The organism is Herbaspirillum sp. GW821-FHT09A12, from assembly GCF_059418325.1.
Window position 1 is genome coordinate 914,071 of the sequence record NZ_JBWKPR010000001.1, and the last position, 17,980, is coordinate 932,050.

Annotated in this window: 15 protein-coding genes; 13 read left to right on the forward strand and 2 right to left on the reverse strand. The window is 62.6% G+C overall.

Going from position 1 to position 17,980, the window contains the following annotated elements; translation table 11 throughout:
- Positions 1-49 precede the first annotated feature (49 nt).
- The 5 genes from chvE to AC07N6_RS04145 all read left to right on the forward strand — a co-directional run bounded on the left by chvE (position 50) and on the right by AC07N6_RS04145 (position 6,790).
- The gene (gene chvE / locus AC07N6_RS04125; protein WP_494781047.1) at positions 50-1,123 is read left to right on the forward strand and encodes a multiple monosaccharide ABC transporter substrate-binding protein; all 1,074 of its coding nucleotides are present in this window, start codon (positions 50-52) and stop codon (positions 1,121-1,123) included.
- 172 nt (positions 1,124-1,295) lie between these two features.
- A complete protein-coding gene (gene mmsA / locus AC07N6_RS04130) occupies positions 1,296-2,825 on the forward strand; it encodes a multiple monosaccharide ABC transporter ATP-binding protein (protein WP_494781282.1) in 1,530 nt (509 codons plus the stop codon).
- Between the two features lie 46 nt (positions 2,826-2,871).
- Positions 2,872-4,089, forward strand: a complete 1,218-nt coding sequence (gene mmsB, locus AC07N6_RS04135; RefSeq protein WP_494781048.1) for a multiple monosaccharide ABC transporter permease — start codon at positions 2,872-2,874, stop codon at positions 4,087-4,089.
- An 88-nt stretch (positions 4,090-4,177) separates the two neighbouring features.
- Positions 4,178-5,938 (forward strand): IlvD/Edd family dehydratase, encoded by a 1,761-nt coding sequence (locus tag AC07N6_RS04140; RefSeq protein ID WP_494781049.1) that lies wholly within the window; start codon positions 4,178-4,180, stop codon positions 5,936-5,938.
- A 75-nt stretch (positions 5,939-6,013) separates the two neighbouring features.
- Positions 6,014-6,790 carry an SDR family NAD(P)-dependent oxidoreductase gene (locus tag AC07N6_RS04145; RefSeq protein WP_494781050.1) on the forward strand — a complete coding sequence of 259 codons (777 nt, stop codon included), beginning with the start codon at positions 6,014-6,016 and terminating at the stop codon, positions 6,788-6,790.
- 262 nt (positions 6,791-7,052) lie between these two features.
- Here AC07N6_RS04145 and AC07N6_RS04150 read toward each other — a convergent pair whose 3' ends face one another.
- Positions 7,053-7,994 (reverse strand): LysR family transcriptional regulator, encoded by a 942-nt coding sequence (locus AC07N6_RS04150; protein WP_494781051.1) that lies wholly within the window; start codon positions 7,992-7,994, stop codon positions 7,053-7,055.
- A gap of 333 nt (positions 7,995-8,327) precedes the next feature.
- On the opposite strand from AC07N6_RS04150, the gene AC07N6_RS04155 reads away from it, so the two are divergent.
- Both AC07N6_RS04155 and AC07N6_RS04160 read left to right on the forward strand, forming a co-directional pair.
- Positions 8,328-9,449: a porin gene (locus AC07N6_RS04155; protein ID WP_494781052.1), complete on the forward strand. Its 1,122-nt coding sequence runs from the start codon at positions 8,328-8,330 to the stop codon at positions 9,447-9,449.
- A gap of 172 nt (positions 9,450-9,621) precedes the next feature.
- Positions 9,622-10,503, forward strand: coding sequence for an SMP-30/gluconolactonase/LRE family protein (locus AC07N6_RS04160; RefSeq protein ID WP_494781053.1), 882 nt, complete (start codon positions 9,622-9,624; stop codon positions 10,501-10,503).
- A gap of 54 nt (positions 10,504-10,557) precedes the next feature.
- Here the strand turns inward: AC07N6_RS04160 and AC07N6_RS04165 are convergent, their stop codons facing one another.
- Positions 10,558-11,415, reverse strand: a complete 858-nt coding sequence (locus tag AC07N6_RS04165; protein WP_494781054.1) for an IclR family transcriptional regulator — start codon at positions 11,413-11,415, stop codon at positions 10,558-10,560.
- 292 nt (positions 11,416-11,707) lie between these two features.
- On the opposite strand from AC07N6_RS04165, the gene AC07N6_RS04170 reads away from it, so the two are divergent.
- From AC07N6_RS04170 to AC07N6_RS04195, 6 genes are all read left to right on the forward strand, one after another.
- The gene (locus AC07N6_RS04170; protein WP_494781055.1) at positions 11,708-12,985 is read left to right on the forward strand and encodes an L-fuconate dehydratase; all 1,278 of its coding nucleotides are present in this window, start codon (positions 11,708-11,710) and stop codon (positions 12,983-12,985) included.
- A gap of 64 nt (positions 12,986-13,049) precedes the next feature.
- Positions 13,050-13,826 carry an SDR family oxidoreductase gene (locus AC07N6_RS04175; RefSeq protein WP_494781056.1) on the forward strand — a complete coding sequence of 259 codons (777 nt, stop codon included), beginning with the start codon at positions 13,050-13,052 and terminating at the stop codon, positions 13,824-13,826.
- 7 nt (positions 13,827-13,833) lie between these two features.
- The gene (locus AC07N6_RS04180) at positions 13,834-14,187 is read left to right on the forward strand and encodes an L-rhamnose mutarotase (protein ID WP_494781057.1); all 354 of its coding nucleotides are present in this window, start codon (positions 13,834-13,836) and stop codon (positions 14,185-14,187) included.
- 63 nt (positions 14,188-14,250) lie between these two features.
- Positions 14,251-15,804 carry a sugar ABC transporter ATP-binding protein gene (locus AC07N6_RS04185; protein WP_494781058.1) on the forward strand — a complete coding sequence of 518 codons (1,554 nt, stop codon included), beginning with the start codon at positions 14,251-14,253 and terminating at the stop codon, positions 15,802-15,804.
- A 21-nt stretch (positions 15,805-15,825) separates the two neighbouring features.
- Positions 15,826-16,875, forward strand: a complete 1,050-nt coding sequence (locus AC07N6_RS04190; RefSeq protein ID WP_494781059.1) for an ABC transporter permease — start codon at positions 15,826-15,828, stop codon at positions 16,873-16,875.
- Between the two features lie 90 nt (positions 16,876-16,965).
- Positions 16,966-17,904 (forward strand): ABC transporter substrate-binding protein, encoded by a 939-nt coding sequence (locus AC07N6_RS04195; protein ID WP_494781060.1) that lies wholly within the window; start codon positions 16,966-16,968, stop codon positions 17,902-17,904.
- Positions 17,905-17,980: the final 76 nt, after the last annotated feature.

Sequence of the window (17,980 nt, forward strand, 5' to 3'; positions counted from 1 at the left end):
GGTGTTTTGAAAAGAACAACACGCCACTTATAAACTGGAGACATACAACATGAAGATCAAATCGGTATTGACCGGGCTGGCGCTCGGCCTGGGCGTCACCCTGATGTCCATCAGCGCGCAAGTGAGCGCGCAGAGCAAGTCGCTGGTCGGCGTGGCCATGCCCACCAAGTCCTCGGCACGCTGGATCGCCGACGGCAACAATATGGTCAAGGTCCTGAAGGAAAAGGGCTACAACACCGACCTGCAATACGCTGAAGACGACATCCCCAACCAGCTGTCGCAAATCGAGAACATGCTGACCAAGGGCGCCAAGGTGCTGGTGATCGCCGCCATCGACGGCACCACCCTGACCGACGTGCTGCAAAAAGCCGCCGACAAGGGCGTCAAGGTCATCGCCTATGACCGCCTGATCCGCGGCTCCAAGAACGTCGACTACTACGCCACCTTCGACAACTTCCAGGTCGGCGTGCTGCAGGCGCAGTCGCTGGAAAAGGGGCTGGGCCTGAAGGATGGCAAGGGTCCGTTCAACATCGAACTGTTCGGCGGTTCGGCTGACGACAACAACGCCTTCTTCTTCTACAACGGCGCCATGTCGGTGCTCAAGCCTTATATCGACAGCGGCAAGCTGGTGGTGCGCAGCAAGCAGATGGGCATGGACAAGGTTGCGACCCTGCGCTGGGATGGCGCCACCGCCCAGGCCCGCATGGACAACCTGCTGTCGGCCTATTACAGCAACGCCAAGGTGAACGCGGTGCTGTCGCCGTATGACGGCATCTCGATCGGCATCCTGTCCTCGCTGCGCGGCGTCGGCTACGGCAGCCCGCAACAGCCGTTCCCGTACGTGTCCGGCCAGGATGCGGAAGTGCCCTCGGTCAAGTCCATCATCCGCGGCGAGCAGTATTCGACCATCTTCAAGGACACCCGCGAACTGGCGAAAGTCACCGTCGGCATGGTCGATGCGTTGTTGGGCGGCAAGCAGCCGCAGATCAACGACACCAAGACCTACAACAACGGCGTGAAGGTCGTGCCTTCCTTCCTGCTCAAGCCGGTGGTGGTCGACAAGAGCAACTGGAAGGAAGTCCTGATCGGCAGCGGCTACTACACCGAAGCGCAGGTCAAGTAACAGGATCAGGCCGCGGCAGCATGCCGCGGCCGTTCGATTGCGTCATATGAAGCTCCAACCAGCATAGTCCCGCACCTGTGCGGGACTATTACGTTCAGCAGTGTGTGCAGGCGAAGTAAATCCCGACGGCTTCCGCAAGGCGGCAACCGGTGCAGAACAAGAGGTCAGCATGATGAACAATATTCTCGAAATGCGCGGCATCGAGAAAACCTTCCCCGGCGTGAAGGCGCTCAATAACGTCAACCTGGCGGTGCGCGAAGGCGAGATCCACGCCATCGTCGGCGAGAACGGCGCCGGCAAGTCGACGCTGATGAAGGTGCTCTCCGGCGTCTATCCGCACGGTTCCTATTCCGGCGACATCGTCTACAAGGGCGATGTGCGTTCCTTCAAGGACATTCGCGACAGCGAACACCTGGGCATCATCATCATCCACCAGGAGCTGGCATTGGTGCCGCTGCTGTCGGTGATGGAAAACCTCTTCCTCGGCAATGAGCAGGCGCGCGGCGGCGTGATCGATTGGGAGCATTCCTACGTGCGCGCCAAGGAGCTGCTGGCCAAGGTCGGCCTGAAGGAGTCGCCGCTGACGCTGGTGAACAACCTGGGCGTGGGCAAGCAGCAACTGATCGAGATCGCCAAGGCGCTGTCCAAGGAAGTCAAGCTGCTGATCCTGGACGAGCCGACCGCCAGCCTCAACGAAAGCGACAGCGACGCGTTGCTGGAGTTGTTGCTGGAACTGAAATCGCAGGGCATTTCCTCCATCCTGATCTCGCACAAGCTCAACGAAATTTCCAAGGTGGCCGACTCCATCACGGTGCTGCGCGACGGCGCCACGGTGGATACCTTCGACTGCCGCGCCGAGCCGATCAGCGAAGACCGCATCATCCAGAACATGGTCGGGCGCGAGATGGCCGACCGCTATCCGCAGCGCGACCCGCAGGTCGGCGAGGTCATCTTCGAAGTGCGCGACTGGCGCGTGCACCATCCGGTGCTGGCCGACCGGCTGGCGATCAAGGACGTCAACATGAGCGTGCGCGCCGGCGAGATCGTCGGCATCGCCGGCCTGATGGGTTCGGGCCGCACCGAACTGGCCAAGAGCATCTTCGGCCGCGCCTACGGCAAGAAAATCACGGGCCAGGCTTTCCTGCACGGCAAGGAAGTCGACCTGTCCAGCATCCAGAAGGCGATCCGGCACGGCATCGCCTACGTCACCGAAGACCGCAAGGGCGACGGCCTGGTGCTGGAAGAAGACATCAAGAAGAACATTTCGCTGGCCAACCTGGGCGGCGTGTCCGAGCGCACCGTGATCGACGAGGCGCGCGAGTACAAGGTCGCCAGCGATTTCAAGGGCCAGATGCGGATCCGCTGCTCCAGCGTGCTGCAAAAAGTGGTCAACCTGTCCGGCGGCAACCAGCAGAAAGTGGTGCTTTCCAAGTGGCTGTTTTCCAGCCCGGAAGTGCTGATCCTGGACGAGCCCACGCGCGGCATCGACGTCGGCGCCAAGTTCGAGATCTACAATATCATCAGCAAGTTGGCGGCCGAGGGCAAGTGCATCATCATGATCTCGTCGGAAATGCCGGAGCTGCTGGGCATGTGCGACCGCATCTACGTGATGAACGAAGGCCAGTTCGTGGGCCAGTTCGAGCGCGGCGAGGCCAGCCAGGAAAGCATCATGCGCGCCATCATGCGCAACAAGCGGATATGAACCCGTCCAGGTTCGGAGCAACAAGAGTGAAAGTTAGGAGTCGAAAATGGAGACCATGAACATGAGCAAGAAAGAGGCGCTGGCAGCCAGCGGCGCAACGGCCGAAAAGAAGGATTACGCCGGCTTCCTGAAGAACAATATGCGCGAGTACGGCATGCTGCTGTCGCTGGTGGCGATCATGGCGTTCTTCCAGATCATGACCGACGGCACGCTGATGCGCCCGCTGAACCTGACCAACCTGGTGCTGCAGAACAGCTACATCGTGATCATGGCGCTGGGCATGCTGATGGTGATCGTGGCCGGCCACATCGACCTCTCGGTGGGCTCGGTGGTGGGCCTGATCGGCGCGCTGGCGGCGGTGCTGATGGTCGATTACGGCTGGGACTTCGTCACCGCCTCGGTGGTCTGCATCATCGCCGGCGCGGTGATCGGCGCCGCCCAAGGCTACTGGATCGCCTATTTCAAGATCCCGTCCTTCATCGTCACGCTGGCCGGCATGCTGGTGTTCAAGGGCATGGCGCTGGCCTTGCTGCAGGGCCAGTCGCTGGGCCCGTTCCCGCCGGCCTTCCAGATGCTGTCTTCGGGCTTCATCCCCGAGCTGACCGGCAACATGCAGTTCCGCACCACCTCGCTGGTGGTCGGCGTGATTGCCGCCGTAGTGCTGGTCGCGACCAGGATCCACGGCCGCCGCAAGCAGACCAAACACGGCATGGAAGATGAGCCGCAACTGTTCTTCCTGATCAAGAACGGCCTGTTCGCCATCGCCATCATCGCCTTCAGCTACCTCTTGGCGACCTATCGCGGCATGCCCAATGTGCTGATCATCATGCTCGCGCTGATGGTGCTGTACACCTTCATCACCAACCGCACCACGCTGGGCCGCCGCGTCTATGCGGTGGGCGGCAACGAGAAGGCGGCCAAGCTGTCCGGCATCAAGACCGAGCGCGTTTCCTTCCTGACCTTCGTCAACATGGGCGTGCTGGCGGCGCTGGCCGGCCTGATCTTCGCGGCGCGCCTGAACACCGCCACCCCCAAGGCCGGCCTCGGCTTCGAGCTGGACGTGATCGCGGCCTGCTTCATCGGCGGCGCCTCGGCGTCGGGCGGCGTGGGCAAGGTGATGGGCGCGGTGATCGGCGCCTTCATCATGGGCGTGATGAACAACGGCATGTCCATCATGGGCATCGGCATCGACTACCAGCAGATGATCAAGGGCTTCGTGCTGCTGATGGCGGTGTGCTTCGACGTCTATAACAAGAACAAGTAATGCCGGGAAAACGCGGGAACGGGCCACGCCGCCCGCCCCGTGCATCCGGGAACCACCCTCAAGACACCAGGACACCAGGAATTCCACAATGAGCAGTGACGACAAGAAAGACAAGAGCCGCAAGCTGCGCTCGGCCGGCTGGTTCGGCACCGCCGACAAGAACGGCTTCATGTACCGCAGCTGGATGAAGAACCAGGGCATCCCCGACCACGCGTTCCAGGGCAAGCCGGTGATCGGCATCTGCAACACCTGGTCGGAGCTTACGCCCTGCAACGCCCACTTCCGCAAGATCGCCGAGCATGTGCGGCGCGGCATCATCGAGGCCGGCGGCTTCCCGGTGGAGTTCCCGGTGTTCTCCAACGGCGAATCCAACCTGCGCCCGACCGCCATGCTCACGCGCAACCTGGCCAGCATGGATGTCGAGGAGTCGATCCGCGGCAACCCGATCGACGGCGTGGTGCTGCTGACCGGCTGCGACAAGACCACCCCGGCGCTGCTGATGGGCGCGGCCAGCGTGAATGTGCCGGCCATCGTGGTGACCGGCGGCCCGATGTTGAACGGCAAGCACCAGGGCCGCGACATCGGTTCCGGCACCGTGGTGTGGCAATTGTCCGAGCAGGTCAAGGCCGGTGAAATCACCATCCACGATTTCATGGCGGCCGAGGCCGGCATGTCGCGTTCGGCCGGCACCTGCAACACCATGGGCACGGCCTCGACCATGGCTTGCATGGCCGAGTCGCTGGGCGTGTCGCTGCCGCACAATGCGGCGATCCCCGCGGTCGATGCGCGCCGCTATGTTCTCGCGCACTTGTCCGGCATGCGCATCGTCGACATGGTGTGGGAAGACCTGACGCTGTCCAAGATCCTGACCCGCAAGGCGTTTGAAAACGCCATCCGCACCAACGCCGCCATCGGCGGCTCCACCAATGCGGTGATCCACCTGAAGGCGATCGCCGGCCGTATCGGCGTCGACCTGGAACTGGAAGACTGGACCCGCATCGGCCGCGGCACGCCGACCATCGTCGACCTGCAGCCTTCGGGCCGCTACCTGATGGAAGAGTTCTACTACGCCGGCGGCCTGCCGGCGGTGATGCGCCGCCTGGGCGAAGCCAACCTGCTGCCGCACCCGGATGCCTTGACCGCCAACGGCAAGACCATGTGGGACAACGTCAAGGATGCGCCGATCTACAACGATGAAGTGGTGCGTCCGCTGGCCAAGCCGCTGATCGAGGATGGCGGCATGTGCATCCTGCGCGGCAACCTGGCGCCGCGCGGCGCCGTGCTGAAGCCGTCGGCGGCGTCGCCGGAACTGATGAAGCATCGCGGCCGCGCCGTGGTGTTCGAGGACTTCGCGCACTACAAGGAACGCATCAACGATCCCGCGCTCGATGTCGACGCCAGCTGTGTGCTGGTGATGAAGAACTGCGGCCCCAAGGGCTACCCCGGCATGGCCGAGGTCGGCAACATGGGCCTGCCGCCCAAGGTGCTGGCCACCGGCGTGAAGGACATGGTGCGCATCTCGGACGCGCGCATGAGCGGCACCGCCTATGGCACCGTGATCCTGCATGTAGCGCCGGAAGCCGCGGCCGGCGGCCCGCTGGGCATCGTGCAGGATGGCGACTTCATCGAACTCGATGCCTACGCCGGCAAGCTGCAGCTCGACATCAGCGATGAAGAGATGGCGCGCCGCCAGGCCGAGCGCGCCGCCAGGCTGGCCGCGCAGCAACCGGCGATGGTCGGCGGTTACCAGTCGCTGTACGTCGACCGCGTCTTGCAGGCGGACCAGGGATGCGACTTCGATTTCCTGGTCGGTTGCCGCGGCGCCGCCGTCCCCAAGCATTCGCACTGAGTACGCAATCGGAACAATCGAAACAATCGAACATTGCGCCGGCCTCGCCATGAGGCCGGCCACCAAGGAGAAAAGATGAGCGGCAATGCACAACTGGCCAGCTTCCCCAGCCTCAAGGGAAAGCGGGTTTTCATCACCGGCGGCGGTACCGGCATCGGCGCCGCGATCGTCAGCGCCTTTGCCGAGCAGGGCGCGCATGTGGCCTTTGTCGACATCGCCAAAGAGCCCAGCGAAGCGCTGTGCCATGAACTGGCGCAAGCCGGCTTTGCCAAGCCGCTGTTCCGCCATTGCGACCTGCGCGACATTCCCGCGTTCCAGCAAACCATCGCCGAGCTGCAGGGCGAGTTGGGCGACTTCGACGTGCTGGTCAACAACGCCGCCAACGACGAGCGCCACCAGCTGGAAGAGGTGACCCTGGATTACTGGAACGACCGCATCGCCATCAACCAGCGCCCGTCCTTCTTCGCCGTGCAGTCGGTGGTGGCAGGCATGAAGCGCCGCGGCGGCGGTTCCATCATCAACTTCAGTTCCATCAGCTGGCACCAGTCGGGCGGCGGCTTCCCGGTCTACACCACGGCCAAGGCCTCGACCCTGGGCCTGACCCGCGGCCTGGCGCGCGACCTCGGCCCGCACAAGATCCGCGTCAACACCGTCACGCCGGGCTGGGTCATGACCGAGCGCCAGATAAAGCTGTGGCTGGATGAGGAAGGCAAGCAGGCGATCGCGCGCAACCAGTGCCTGCAAGGCGAACTGCTGCCCTGGCACCTGGCGCGCATGGTGCTGTTCCTGGCGGCCGACGACAGTGCGATGTGCACGGCGCAGGAATTCATCGTCGATGCCGGATGGGTGTGATGGCGTTGGCCGGATATCGACACTGATATCTCGACACTGATTCGCGGCTGCCCCGCCAATGAAAAAGAGTCGCCCGGATGGCGACTCTTTTTTATTTCGGGCGCTGGCAATGCGGTGGGCGATGGCTGCAAGTGTGGCGCCGAAGCCGCACTCGATGCAGCATTTCAGTTTGCCTTACTCTTCCTTACATTTCTTAAAAAAACTCCGCGTCGCAGCGCCGCCGCCCGGCAGCATAATGAGTCGCGAAGAAGGCTCAAGGCGTTCAGTAGATCATTTTCGCGACTTCGCGAATCGCCTGCAGCAGCATGGTGGCGCCGGGAGAGAGCAGATTGTCCTGGCGCGTGATGATGCCGAAGCCGGCCATGCGGCAGGGCAGTTCGATGGGCAGGATATCCATCAGGCGCGCCTGGGTGTAATAGCGCGCCACTTCAGTCGGCATGGCATACAGGAAATCGGTTTGCTGCAGCAGGCTGGTGATGAACAGGATGGCGGTGGTGTCGACCACATTGGATGGCGGCGCCAGGCCTTCCTCGCGGAACATCTGGTCGCAGCGCGCGCGCAGGATGCTGCCCTTGGGCGCCAGGATCCAGGGCTCGTTGGCCAGGTCCGACAGCTTGAGGTTGGGATGCGCATGCAACGGGTGGCCTACGCGCGCCACGGCGCACACGGGCTCGTCGGCCAGTTCCTGGTAGTGCAGGCCGTGCTTGGCTTCTTCATCGAGAATGCGGCCGATGATGAAATCCAATTCGCCGTGCAGCAGCCGCGACAGCAGGATGTTGCTGCTTTCCACTTCCACGCCGATGCGCAGCATCGGCGCGTTTTCCTTCACGCGCGCGATCGCCGGAGGCAGCAGCGCCATGCCCGGCGACAGGATCACGCCCACATCCACCTGGCCCGACAGGCCCGACTTCAACGCCACGATATCTTCATGCGCCTTGGACAGGCTGGTCAGCGCCATGCGCGCGTGGCGGATCATCGCCTCGCCGTAGATGGTGGGCCGCATGCCGCGCGGCAAGCGTTCGAACAGCGAGACGCCCAGCATGTCTTCCAGATCCTTGAGCTGCTTGGAGGCGGCCGGCTGGGTCATGTTCAGTTCGCTGGAGGCGCGGTGGATGTTGCGTGTGTCGTCGAGGGCGATTAACAGCAGGAGTTGACGAGTCTTCAATCGCGCCCGGAGAAACCAGTTGGGGTCACTGTTTTTCATATGCCTCCGCGGAGCCTTTGTTTTAAATTTTTTACTTGGAATTTTTTGCTGCGAATGATGATATCAAATCGCATATCGGAATTGCGAAAGAATTCATTGGAAAGACATGATCCGAATACTTAGTATCTAGCCACATTCCAAGCACGCAAAAATAAACGAACGCAGCGTTTGGGATGGGTAGAGAAGGTCGGGCAGCACCATAAACAAAAAGTTGGGAGACTGTCAGGATCGAGTCAGGATCGAGTCAGGTTCGAACGGTCAAGAGTGCGAGCTTGCACGACCAAAGCCCACCGACGAAAAAAATTTAAACAGCAATATCCACGGAGACAATTCATGAAGCAAGTGAAGCCATCCTTTATTGGAGTCAAGACCCTGTGCGCGCTCGCGTTACTGGGAGCGTTTTCGGCACAGGCGCAGGCACAAACCAGCGTGACCATTTATGGCCGTGTTGTCGCGGGTGTCGACATTATGAGCAATGTTCCGAAAAACGATGGCTCCGGTACCAACGGTACCCGCCTGCGTGCGGCCAGCAACCAGTGGGGCACCAGCATGATCGGCTTCAAGGGTACGGAAGACCTGGGCGGCGGCAACAATGCCTTCTTCCTGCTGGAATCCGGTTTTGGTTCCACGACGGGCGCCTTCAATGGCACCGATACAAAAACCACATCACTGTTCAATCGTCGTTCTTATGTGGGCCTGGGCGGTTCCTACGGCTCGATCAAGTTCGGCAAGAACCTGTTCATCAACAATGATGTCTGGTTCCTGGACCCGACCGGCCAGCAGTGGATCGGTACCGCCAACCTGGTCAAGGGCCGCAACTGGCCTGGCGCGAGCAATGTGATCGAGTACCAGACCCCGGACTTCGGCGGCTTCTCGGCGACGCTGCAGACCAGCCTGGGCGAGGCGCCCGGTTCGCTCACCAACGGCAGCGGCACCACCACCAATTACGGCCGCCGGGATGGCATTTCCCTGGTCTACCAGAAAAACGGACTGGAATTGCGCGGTATCTATGACGTGGTGCGCGATGTCAACGGCAAGTTCACCAATGTATATGACACGTCCAAGGAGCTGATCCTGGGCGGTACCTACAAGATCGACAAGCTGAAGATGTTCCTGGGTTATGAAAACCTGCGCGCGCCGGATGCGAATGTTGCCGGCGGCGACCCGGATCGCGTCAATCATTACTGGTTGGGCGCCAACTATGACCTGACCCCGCAACTGACCCTGATCGGCTCGGTGTTCCATGTCAACGCCAACAACAACAATGGCAATGCCAACCTGTTCATGGTCGGCCTGAACTACTACTTGTCCAAGCGCACCCTGTTGTATGTGGGCGCGGGCAGCATGCGCAACAGCAGCAATGCCAACTACTCGCTTGAAGCCGATAGCTCCACGGGCGGTGGTTTGGGCAGCAAGCAGAATGGCGGATACTTCGGCATCGCCCATTCGTTCTGATGTTTTGATGTAGCAATCCTTCCTGAGGTGGTCTTGATGTAGTTTGAGGGCAGGCGCAAGCCTGCCCTTTTTTGCTTGTTACGATGACGCTGTCGGCAGCGACAATTGAATATGCGCGCGTTTGCCATGCCGGCAGGCGCGCTTGTGGATGACGCAATGTGAGGACGTGGCGATGAAAGCGCAACTGGTGGTCGATGGGCGGCATGAACTGGGCGAAGGCGTGTTGTGGTGCGAACGCACGCAATCGGTATTCTGGACCGATATCCACGCGTCGCGCCTGTGGAACCATCATCCGCAAAGCGGCGCCACGCGCAGCTGGGGCATGCCGGAGCGGCTGTGTTGCTACGCCTTCACCGCCGACGCCGAGCAATTGCTGATCGGGCTGGAGTCGCGCCTGGCTTTCTTCAATCTGGCCAACGGCAGCATGGCGCCGATCTGCCGCATCGAGGACGATTTGCCGACGACCCGGCTCAATGACGGCCGTTGCGACCGCCAGGGCCGCTTCGTGTTCGGCACGCTCAATGAAGATCCCGGCCGCGCGCCCATCGGCAGTTTCTATCGCCTCAATACCGATCTCACGCTGGAGCGGCTTTCCCTGCCGGGCATCGCGATTTCCAACAGCATTTGCTTCAGCCCGGACGGCAGCGTGATGTACCACTGCGACACATTGCAGAAAAGGATCATGTGCTGCGACTACGATGTGTCCAGCGGCGCAGTGGCCAACCAGCGCCTGTTCGCCGACCTGGCGGGCCAGCCGGGCAGCCCGGACGGTTCCACCGTGGATGCCGACGGTTATCTCTGGAATGCGCAGTGGGGCGGAGCGCGCGTGGTGCGCTTCGCGCCTGACGGCAGCATCGAGCGCATCGTCGAGATGCCGACCGAACAACCGAGTTGCGTCGCCTTTGGCGGCCCGGATCTCGAGACGCTGTATGTCACTACCGCGCATGAAGGCCTGTCGCCAGACCAGCGTGCGCGCGATACCTTGGCCGGCGCCTTGTTCTCGGTGCCGCTCAATGGCGTGCTGGGCCTGGCCGAAGTGCGGTTCGGGAGCTGATGTTCTCCGGTCTTGGGTGCGCCGGCATTCCGGCATCCAGGGGCATGAGGCCCGCTATGAACCGAAGCTGGAGTCGCCCATCAGCCGCGACAGCCGCGCCGAGATTTCCTGCACGATGCCTTGCACTTCATCCAGGCTGGGGTTGACCTTCTTGTCGATGCGTTCGATGTAAGGCACGTTCAGCGCCGCCAGCATGCGGTTGTTGGCGCCCATGACCGGATAGGACAGGTTGACCACGCCGCGGATCTGGCGGCTGTCCATGCGCGAGTGCCCGCGCTTCCTGGTGTCTTCGATCTGGCGCATCAGCTGCGCCGGCTCGATCTCCTGTTCGCCGTCCATGCGCACATGGGCGGCCAGCATGCGGGCGCGTTCGGCGTCGTCGCGAAAGGCCAGCAGCACATGGCCGGAAGCGGTGTCGGTCAGGCTCACCAGCGCCCCCACCTTGAGGCCGAAGGCCCAGCGTTCCGGGCTGTCGACCTGGGCCACCACGACCACGCGGCCGGCCTCGTAGACCGTCAGGTGGGCCGACTGCACGGCGCGGTTGGCCAGCTCGCTCATATGCGGCAGGGCGGTGCTGACCAGCGAGCGGATCGGCTGGTGATGGTGGGCCAGCTCGAACAGCTTGAGCGAGAGGCGATAGTGGTCGTTGTCGGCGATCAGGTAGCCGCGCTGTTGCAGCGTGACCACCATGCGGAAGATTTCATTGACGCTGCGGCCGAGCTGCCTGGAGAGCTGGTTCAGCGTCAGCATCTGCTCGGAGCGGCTCAGCAGTTCCAGGATGTCCAGCCCCTTGTCCAGCGCGGGCGCCGCATAGCGGTTCCTGGTGCTATCGGATGCGGCGTCATTGTCGATCTCCGATGCGGTCTGGACGGCGGCGGATTCCGGCGTCGTGATTTTTCTGGTTCTGGGCATGGCGGCCTGGCCTGTTGGATTGCCTGTCTCGGGGCGGGTTGGGCGGATGATTTTCCGTCGCGGATTTTAGGAGATTTTATAAGGCAGGAAATTTTATTTGTAAAAGTATTTTTTATATATTGTGGTTGAGTGTCATTTTGGCATCTCCATTTCGATATCGATGATGATTGAAACATCATCGGTTCAGTGCGATGGCAATGGGAAAATAACGAGTATTCTCTGTAACTCATATATGAAAACAAATTTTATTTGTGAGTTACATGGCTGCCGCCAGTAACCGAACAGACTGACGATGACCAAGATCACTGCCATGCGCGTCCTCGACGTGCGTTTCCCTACCTCGCAATCGCTGGACGGTTCGGATGCGATGAATCCGGACCCGGATTATTCCGCCGCCTACGTCATCCTCGATACCGATAACGACCAGCTCAAGGGCCACGGCCTGACCTTCACCATCGGCCGCGGCAACGAGATCTGCTGTGCCGCCATCCAGGCCATGGAACACCTGGTGGTGGGCCTGGAGCTGGAATGGATCGCCGCCGACATGGGCCGCTTCTGGCGCCACGTCACCTCCGACAGCCAGTTGCGCTGGATCGGCCCGGACAAGGGCGCGATCCACCTGGCTACCGGCGCCGTCGTCAACGCCGCCTGGGACCTGTGGGCCAAGGCCGAAGGCAAGCCGCTGTGGAAGCTGGTGGCCGACATGTCGCCGCAAGAGCTGGTGCGCGCCATCGACTTCCGTTACCTGACCGACTGCATCACGCCCGACGAGGCGCTGGCGCTGCTGCGCGAGCAGGAAGGCGGCAAGGCCGAACGCATCCGCACGCTGCAACAGGAAGGCTATCCCTGCTACACCACCTCGGCCGGCTGGCTGGGCTATGACGACGCCAAGCTGCGCCGCCTGTGCCAGGAAGCCATTGACCAGGGGTTCAACCATGTCAAGCTGAAGGTCGGGCGCGACCTGGCCGACGACAAGCGCCGCGTGACCATCGCGCGCGAAGTGCTGGGCCCGGAGCGCAAGCTGATGATCGACGCCAACCAGGTGTGGGAAGTCGACCAGGCCATCGACTGGGTCAACCAGCTGGCCTTCGCCCAGCCCTGGTTCATCGAAGAGCCGACCAGTCCGGACGATGTCGAAGGCCACCGCAAGATCCGCGCAGGCATCGGCGCGGTCAAGGTCGCCACCGGCGAGATGTGCCAGAACCGCGTGCTGTTCAAGCAGTTCATCATGCGCGGCGCCATCGACGTGGTGCAGATCGATTCCTGCCGCCTGGGCGGCGTCAACGAAATCCTGGCGGTGATGCTGATGGCCGCCAAATACAAGCTGGTGGTGTGCCCGCACGCCGGCGGCGTGGGCCTGTGCGAGTACGTGCAGCACTTGTCGATGATCGACTATGTCTGCATCTCGGGCAGCAAGGAAGGGCGCGTGACCGAATACGTCGACCACCTGCACGAGCATTTCGTCGATCCTTGCGTGGTGAAGAATGCGGCCTACATGCCGCCCAGCCTGCCGGGATTCTCGATCGAGATGAAGCCGGAGTCGCTGGAGCAATACCGCTTCCGCGGATAAGCCGCCACAGGCGGCAAGCATATCCACCGGCAAGCGAACCAATAAAAAGCAAACGGAGACAGAAGTGGATTTGAACCTGCAAGACAAAGTGGTGATCGTGACCGGCGGCGCTTCCGGCATCGGCGGCGCGATCACGCTGCAACTGGCGGCCGAGGGCGCCATTCCCGTGGTGTTCGCGCGCAGCGAACCGGATGCCGATTTCTGGCGCCGCCTGCAACAGCTGCAACCGCATGCCGCGCTGTTGCGGCTGGAGCTGCAGGACGATGCGGCCTGCAGCGACGCCGTGGCGCAAACCGTCAAGCGTTTCGGCCGGCTGGATGGCCTGGTCAACAATGCCGGCGTCAACGACAGCGTCGGCCTGGATGCCGGGCAGGACGCCTTCGTCGCCTCCCTGCAGCGCAACCTGATCCATTACTACACGATGGCGCATTACTGCGTGCCGCACCTCAAGGCCACGCGCGGCGCCATCGTCAACGTCTCGTCCAAGACCGCCGTCACCGGGCAGGGCAACACCAGCGGCTATTGCGCTTCCAAGGGCGCGCAACTGTCGCTCACGCGCGAATGGGCGGCGGCCTTGCTGAACGATGGCGTGCGCGTGAACGCGCTGATCCCGGCCGAGGTGATGACGCCGCTGTATGAAAAATGGATCGCGAGCTTCGACCAGCCGCAGGAAAAGCTCGACGCCATCACCAGCAAGATCCCGCTGGGCAAGCGTTTCACCACGTCGGAGGAAATGGCCGACATGGCGGTGTTCCTGCTCTCGGGACGGTCGTCGCATACCACCGGCCAATGGATTTTCGTCGATGGCGGGTATACCCATCTCGACCGTGCGTTGAGCTGAGGCCGGCATGCGATACCTGCTGGCACTGGACTTGAAGGATGATCCCGCGCTGATTGCGCAGTACGAGCAACAGCATCGCCGCATCTGGCCGGAAATCGCGCAGCACTTGCGGCGTCACGGCGTGAGCGGCATGCAGATCTACCGGCTGGGAACGCGCATGACGATGGTGATGGAAACCGACGATGCGGTCTACGACGCCGCGGCCATGGCCGCCGCGATGGAGAACGACCCGAAGGTGCGCGAGTGGGAAGAACTGATGTGGCGCTTCCAGGCGCCCACGCCATGGACGCCGGCAGGGCAGAAGTGGACGGCGATGGAAAAGATATTCGATCTTTCGGCACAGCCTGATGGTACAGCCTGATTGATCGCAGGGAGTGACAAGCCGACGGCTACCCAGAAGAGCCGCTATGCAACCGAGGCGAGCATGCAACAAGAGCAAGAGACACCAACCACAGACCATGCCGCGCAGGCGCCGCTGATCGCGCTGCGCAATGTCAGCAAGCGCTTTCCCGGCGTGCTGGCGCTGGACAATTGCCAGTTCGACCTGGTGCCGGGCGAAGTGCACGCGCTGATGGGCGAGAACGGCGCCGGCAAGTCGACGCTGATGAAAATCCTCTCCGGCGTCTACCAGAGGGACAGCGGCGAGATCCTGGTCGACGGCCATCCGGCCGAGATCGGCGAACCGCGCGCGGCGCAGGCGCTGGGCATCGGCATCATCCATCAGGAACTGAACCTGATGAACCACCTGTCCGCCGCGCAGAACATCTTCATCGGGCGCGAGCCGAAGAAGGGTTTCGGCTGGTTCATCGATGAGGAACAGCTCAACCGCCAGGCCGCCGCCATCTTCGAGCGCATGCGGCTCGACCTCGACCCGCGCACGCCGGTCGGCCAGCTCACCGTGGCGCGCCAGCAGATGGTGGAAATCGCCAAGGCGTTGTCCTTCGATTCGCGCGTGCTGATCATGGACGAGCCGACCGCGGCGCTCAACAACGCCGAGATCGCCGAACTGTTCCGCATCATCCGCGACCTGCAGGCGCAGGGCGTGGGCATCGTCTACATCTCGCACAAGATGGACGAACTGCGCCAGATCGCCGATCGCGTCACCGTCATGCGCGACGGAAAATACGTCGCCACCGTGCCGATGGCCGGCACCTCGATGGACAGCATCATCTCGATGATGGTCGGGCGCCAGCTCGACGGCGCCCAGCGCACGCCGCCCGACACCTCGGGCAACGAGGTGGTGCTGGAGGTGCGCGGCCTGTCGCGCGGGCGGGCGATCCGCGATGTCGGCTTCAAGCTGCGGCGCGGCGAGATCCTCGGTTTCGCCGGGCTGATGGGCGCCGGCCGCACCGAGGTGGCGCGCGCCATCTTCGGCGCCGACCCGCTGCAGGCCGGCGAGATCTTCATCCACGGCGGCCGCGCCATGATCAAGTCGCCGGCCGATGCGGTGGCGCATGGCATCGGCTACCTCTCGGAAGACCGCAAGCATTTCGGGCTGGCCACCGGCATGGATGTGCAGGCCAATATCGCCATGTCCAGCATGGGCCGCTTCACCCGGCGCGGCATGTTCCTCGACCAGCGCGCCATCCGCGACACCGCGCAGGGCTACGTGCGCCAGCTGGCGATCAAGACGCCGTCGGTGGAGCAGCAGGCGCGCCTGCTGTCGGGCGGCAACCAGCAAAAGATCGTGATCGCCAAATGGCTCTTGCGCGACTGCGACATCCTGTTCTTCGACGAGCCCACGCGCGGCATCGACATCGGCGCCAAGAGCGAGATCTACAAACTGCTTGATGCGCTGGCGGCGCAGGGCAAGGCGATCGTGATGATTTCTTCCGAGTTGCCCGAGGTGCTGCGCATGAGCCACCGCGTGCTGGTCATGTGCGAAGGGCGCATCACCGGCGAGCTGTCCGCCGCCGAGGCGACCCAGGAAAAGATCATGCAGCTGGCCACCCAGCGCGAATCGGCCGTCATCCAATAATCCACAGGCTCCCAGGCGATCATGGCTAACCACATCCACCCCGTTTCTTCCGTATCCCCCATGGCTAATTCCGACACGTCCGCCGCGCGCTCCGGTTTGCGCGAACGCTTCTTCAACCCGGCCGCGCGCCAGAAGCTGCTGGCCTTCGCCAGCCTGCTGTTGCTGATGATCTTCTTCAGCGTGGCTTCGCCCAACTTCATGGAAGTCGACAACCTGGTCAGCATCCTGCAATCGACCGCGGTCAACGGCGTGCTGGCGATCGCCTGCACCTACGTCATCATCACCTCCGGCATCGACCTGTCGGTGGGCACCATGATGACCTTCTGCGCCGTCATGACCGGCGTGGTGCTGACCAACTGGGGCATGCCGCTGCCGCTGGGCATCGCCGCCGCGCTGTTCTTCGGCGCCTTGTCGGGCTGGGTCTCGGGCATGGTGATCGCCAAGCTGAAGGTGCCGCCCTTCATCGCCACTCTGGGCATGATGATGTTGTTGAAGGGCCTGTCGCTGGTGATCTCCGGCACGCGCCCGATCTATTTCAACGACACCGAGGGCTTCTCGGCCATCGCCCAGGATTCGCTGATCGGCGACCTGATCCCGTCGCTGCCGATTCCCAACGCGGTGCTGATCCTGTTCCTGGTGGCCATCGGTTCTTCCATCATCCTCAACAAGACCGTGTTCGGCCGCTACACCTTTGCCCTGGGCAGCAACGAGGAAGCGCTGCGGCTGTCGGGCGTGAAGGTCGATTTCTGGAAGGTCGCGGTCTATACCTTCTCCGGCGCCATCTGCGGCATCGCCGGCCTGATCATCGCCTCCCGCCTGAACTCGGCGCAGCCGGCGCTGGGCCAGGGCTATGAGCTGGACGCCATCGCCGCGGTGGTGATCGGCGGCACCTCGCTGTCGGGCGGCACCGGCACCATCCTGGGCACCATCATCGGCGCCTTCATCATGAGCGTGCTGGTCAACGGCTTGCGCATCATGTCGGTGGCGCAGGAATGGCAGACGGTGGTGACCGGCGTGATCATCATCCTGGCGGTGTACCTGGATATCCTGCGCCGCCGCCGGCGCGCATGAGGACCTCCGATATTTCAACGCTTATTTCAACGCTTTTAACCCGCGCCGGGCAACCGGCACTCCATCATCGATAACAAAAGGAGACACAACGTGATCAAGAGCAAGCTACTCGGCACGGCCCTCGGGCTGGCCCTGGCCTTCGGCGCCGCCGGCGCGCAAGCGCAGGAAATCTACATCCCCCTGATTTCCAAGGGCTTCCAGCACCAGTTCTGGCAAGCGGTGAAATCCGGCGCCGAGCAGGCGGCCAAGGACTACAAGGTCAAGGTGACCTTCGAAGGCCCGGAAACCGAAGCCATGATCGACAAGCAGATCGACATGCTGTCGGCCGCGCTGGCCAAGAAGCCGCAAGCCATCGGCTTCGCCGCGCTCGACAGCAAGGCGGCGCTGCCGCTGCTGAAGAAGGCGCAGGCCGCGAAGATCCCGGTGGTGGCGTTCGACTCCGGCGTTGACAGCGACATCCCGGTCACCACCGCCACCACCGACAACAAGGCCGCCGCCGCGCTGGCCGCCGACAAGCTGGCCGACCTGATCGGCAAGGAAGGCGAAGTGGCCGTGGTCGCGCACGACCAGACCAGCCGTACCGCGATCGACCGCCGCGACGGTTTCCTCGAGCGCATCAAGTCGGCCTATCCGAAGATCAAGGTGGTCAGCGTGCAATACGGTGGCGGCGACCACCTGAAGTCGACCGAAGTCACCAAGTCGATCCTGCAGGCCTATCCCAAGCTCAAGGGCATGTTCGGCACCAACGAAGGCTCGGCCATCGGCGTGGTCAACGGCGTGCGCGAAATGAAGCGCAAGATCGTGATCGTCGGCTACGACTCCGGCAAGCAGCAGAAGGATGCGATCCGCGAAGGACTGATGGCCGGCGCCATCACCCAGAACCCGGTGGGCATCGGCTACAAGACGGTGGAAGCGGCGGTCAAGGCGATCAAGGGCGAGAAGCTGCCCAAGATCATCGACACCGGCTTCTACTGGTACGACAAGACCAATATCGACGACCCCAAGGTCGCATCCGCGCTGTACGACTGAGTACGGCCTTTGCGGGCGCGCCGGATTTCCCCGTCTGGCGTGTCCGTTTTCCTTTTTGATTTTTCTTGCCGCTGTC

Coding starts and splice junctions, on each gene's coding strand:
- mmsB (WP_494781048.1), top strand. CDS start 2,872: ATGGAGACCATGAACATGAGCAAGAAAGAGGCGCTGGCAGCCAGCGGC.
- AC07N6_RS04190 (WP_494781059.1), top strand. CDS start 15,826: ATGGCTAACCACATCCACCCCGTTTCTTCCGTATCCCCCATGGCTAAT.
- AC07N6_RS04165 (WP_494781054.1), bottom strand. CDS start 11,415: ATGCCCAGAACCAGAAAAATCACGACGCCGGAATCCGCCGCCGTCCAG.
- chvE (WP_494781047.1), top strand. CDS start 50: ATGAAGATCAAATCGGTATTGACCGGGCTGGCGCTCGGCCTGGGCGTC.
- AC07N6_RS04150 (WP_494781051.1), bottom strand. CDS start 7,994: ATGAAAAACAGTGACCCCAACTGGTTTCTCCGGGCGCGATTGAAGACT.
- AC07N6_RS04145 (WP_494781050.1), top strand. CDS start 6,014: ATGAGCGGCAATGCACAACTGGCCAGCTTCCCCAGCCTCAAGGGAAAG.
- AC07N6_RS04160 (WP_494781053.1), top strand. CDS start 9,622: ATGAAAGCGCAACTGGTGGTCGATGGGCGGCATGAACTGGGCGAAGGC.
- mmsA (WP_494781282.1), top strand. CDS start 1,296: ATGAACAATATTCTCGAAATGCGCGGCATCGAGAAAACCTTCCCCGGC.
- AC07N6_RS04140 (WP_494781049.1), top strand. CDS start 4,178: ATGAGCAGTGACGACAAGAAAGACAAGAGCCGCAAGCTGCGCTCGGCC.
- AC07N6_RS04180 (WP_494781057.1), top strand. CDS start 13,834: ATGCGATACCTGCTGGCACTGGACTTGAAGGATGATCCCGCGCTGATT.
- AC07N6_RS04185 (WP_494781058.1), top strand. CDS start 14,251: ATGCAACAAGAGCAAGAGACACCAACCACAGACCATGCCGCGCAGGCG.
- AC07N6_RS04155 (WP_494781052.1), top strand. CDS start 8,328: ATGAAGCAAGTGAAGCCATCCTTTATTGGAGTCAAGACCCTGTGCGCG.
- AC07N6_RS04170 (WP_494781055.1), top strand. CDS start 11,708: ATGACCAAGATCACTGCCATGCGCGTCCTCGACGTGCGTTTCCCTACC.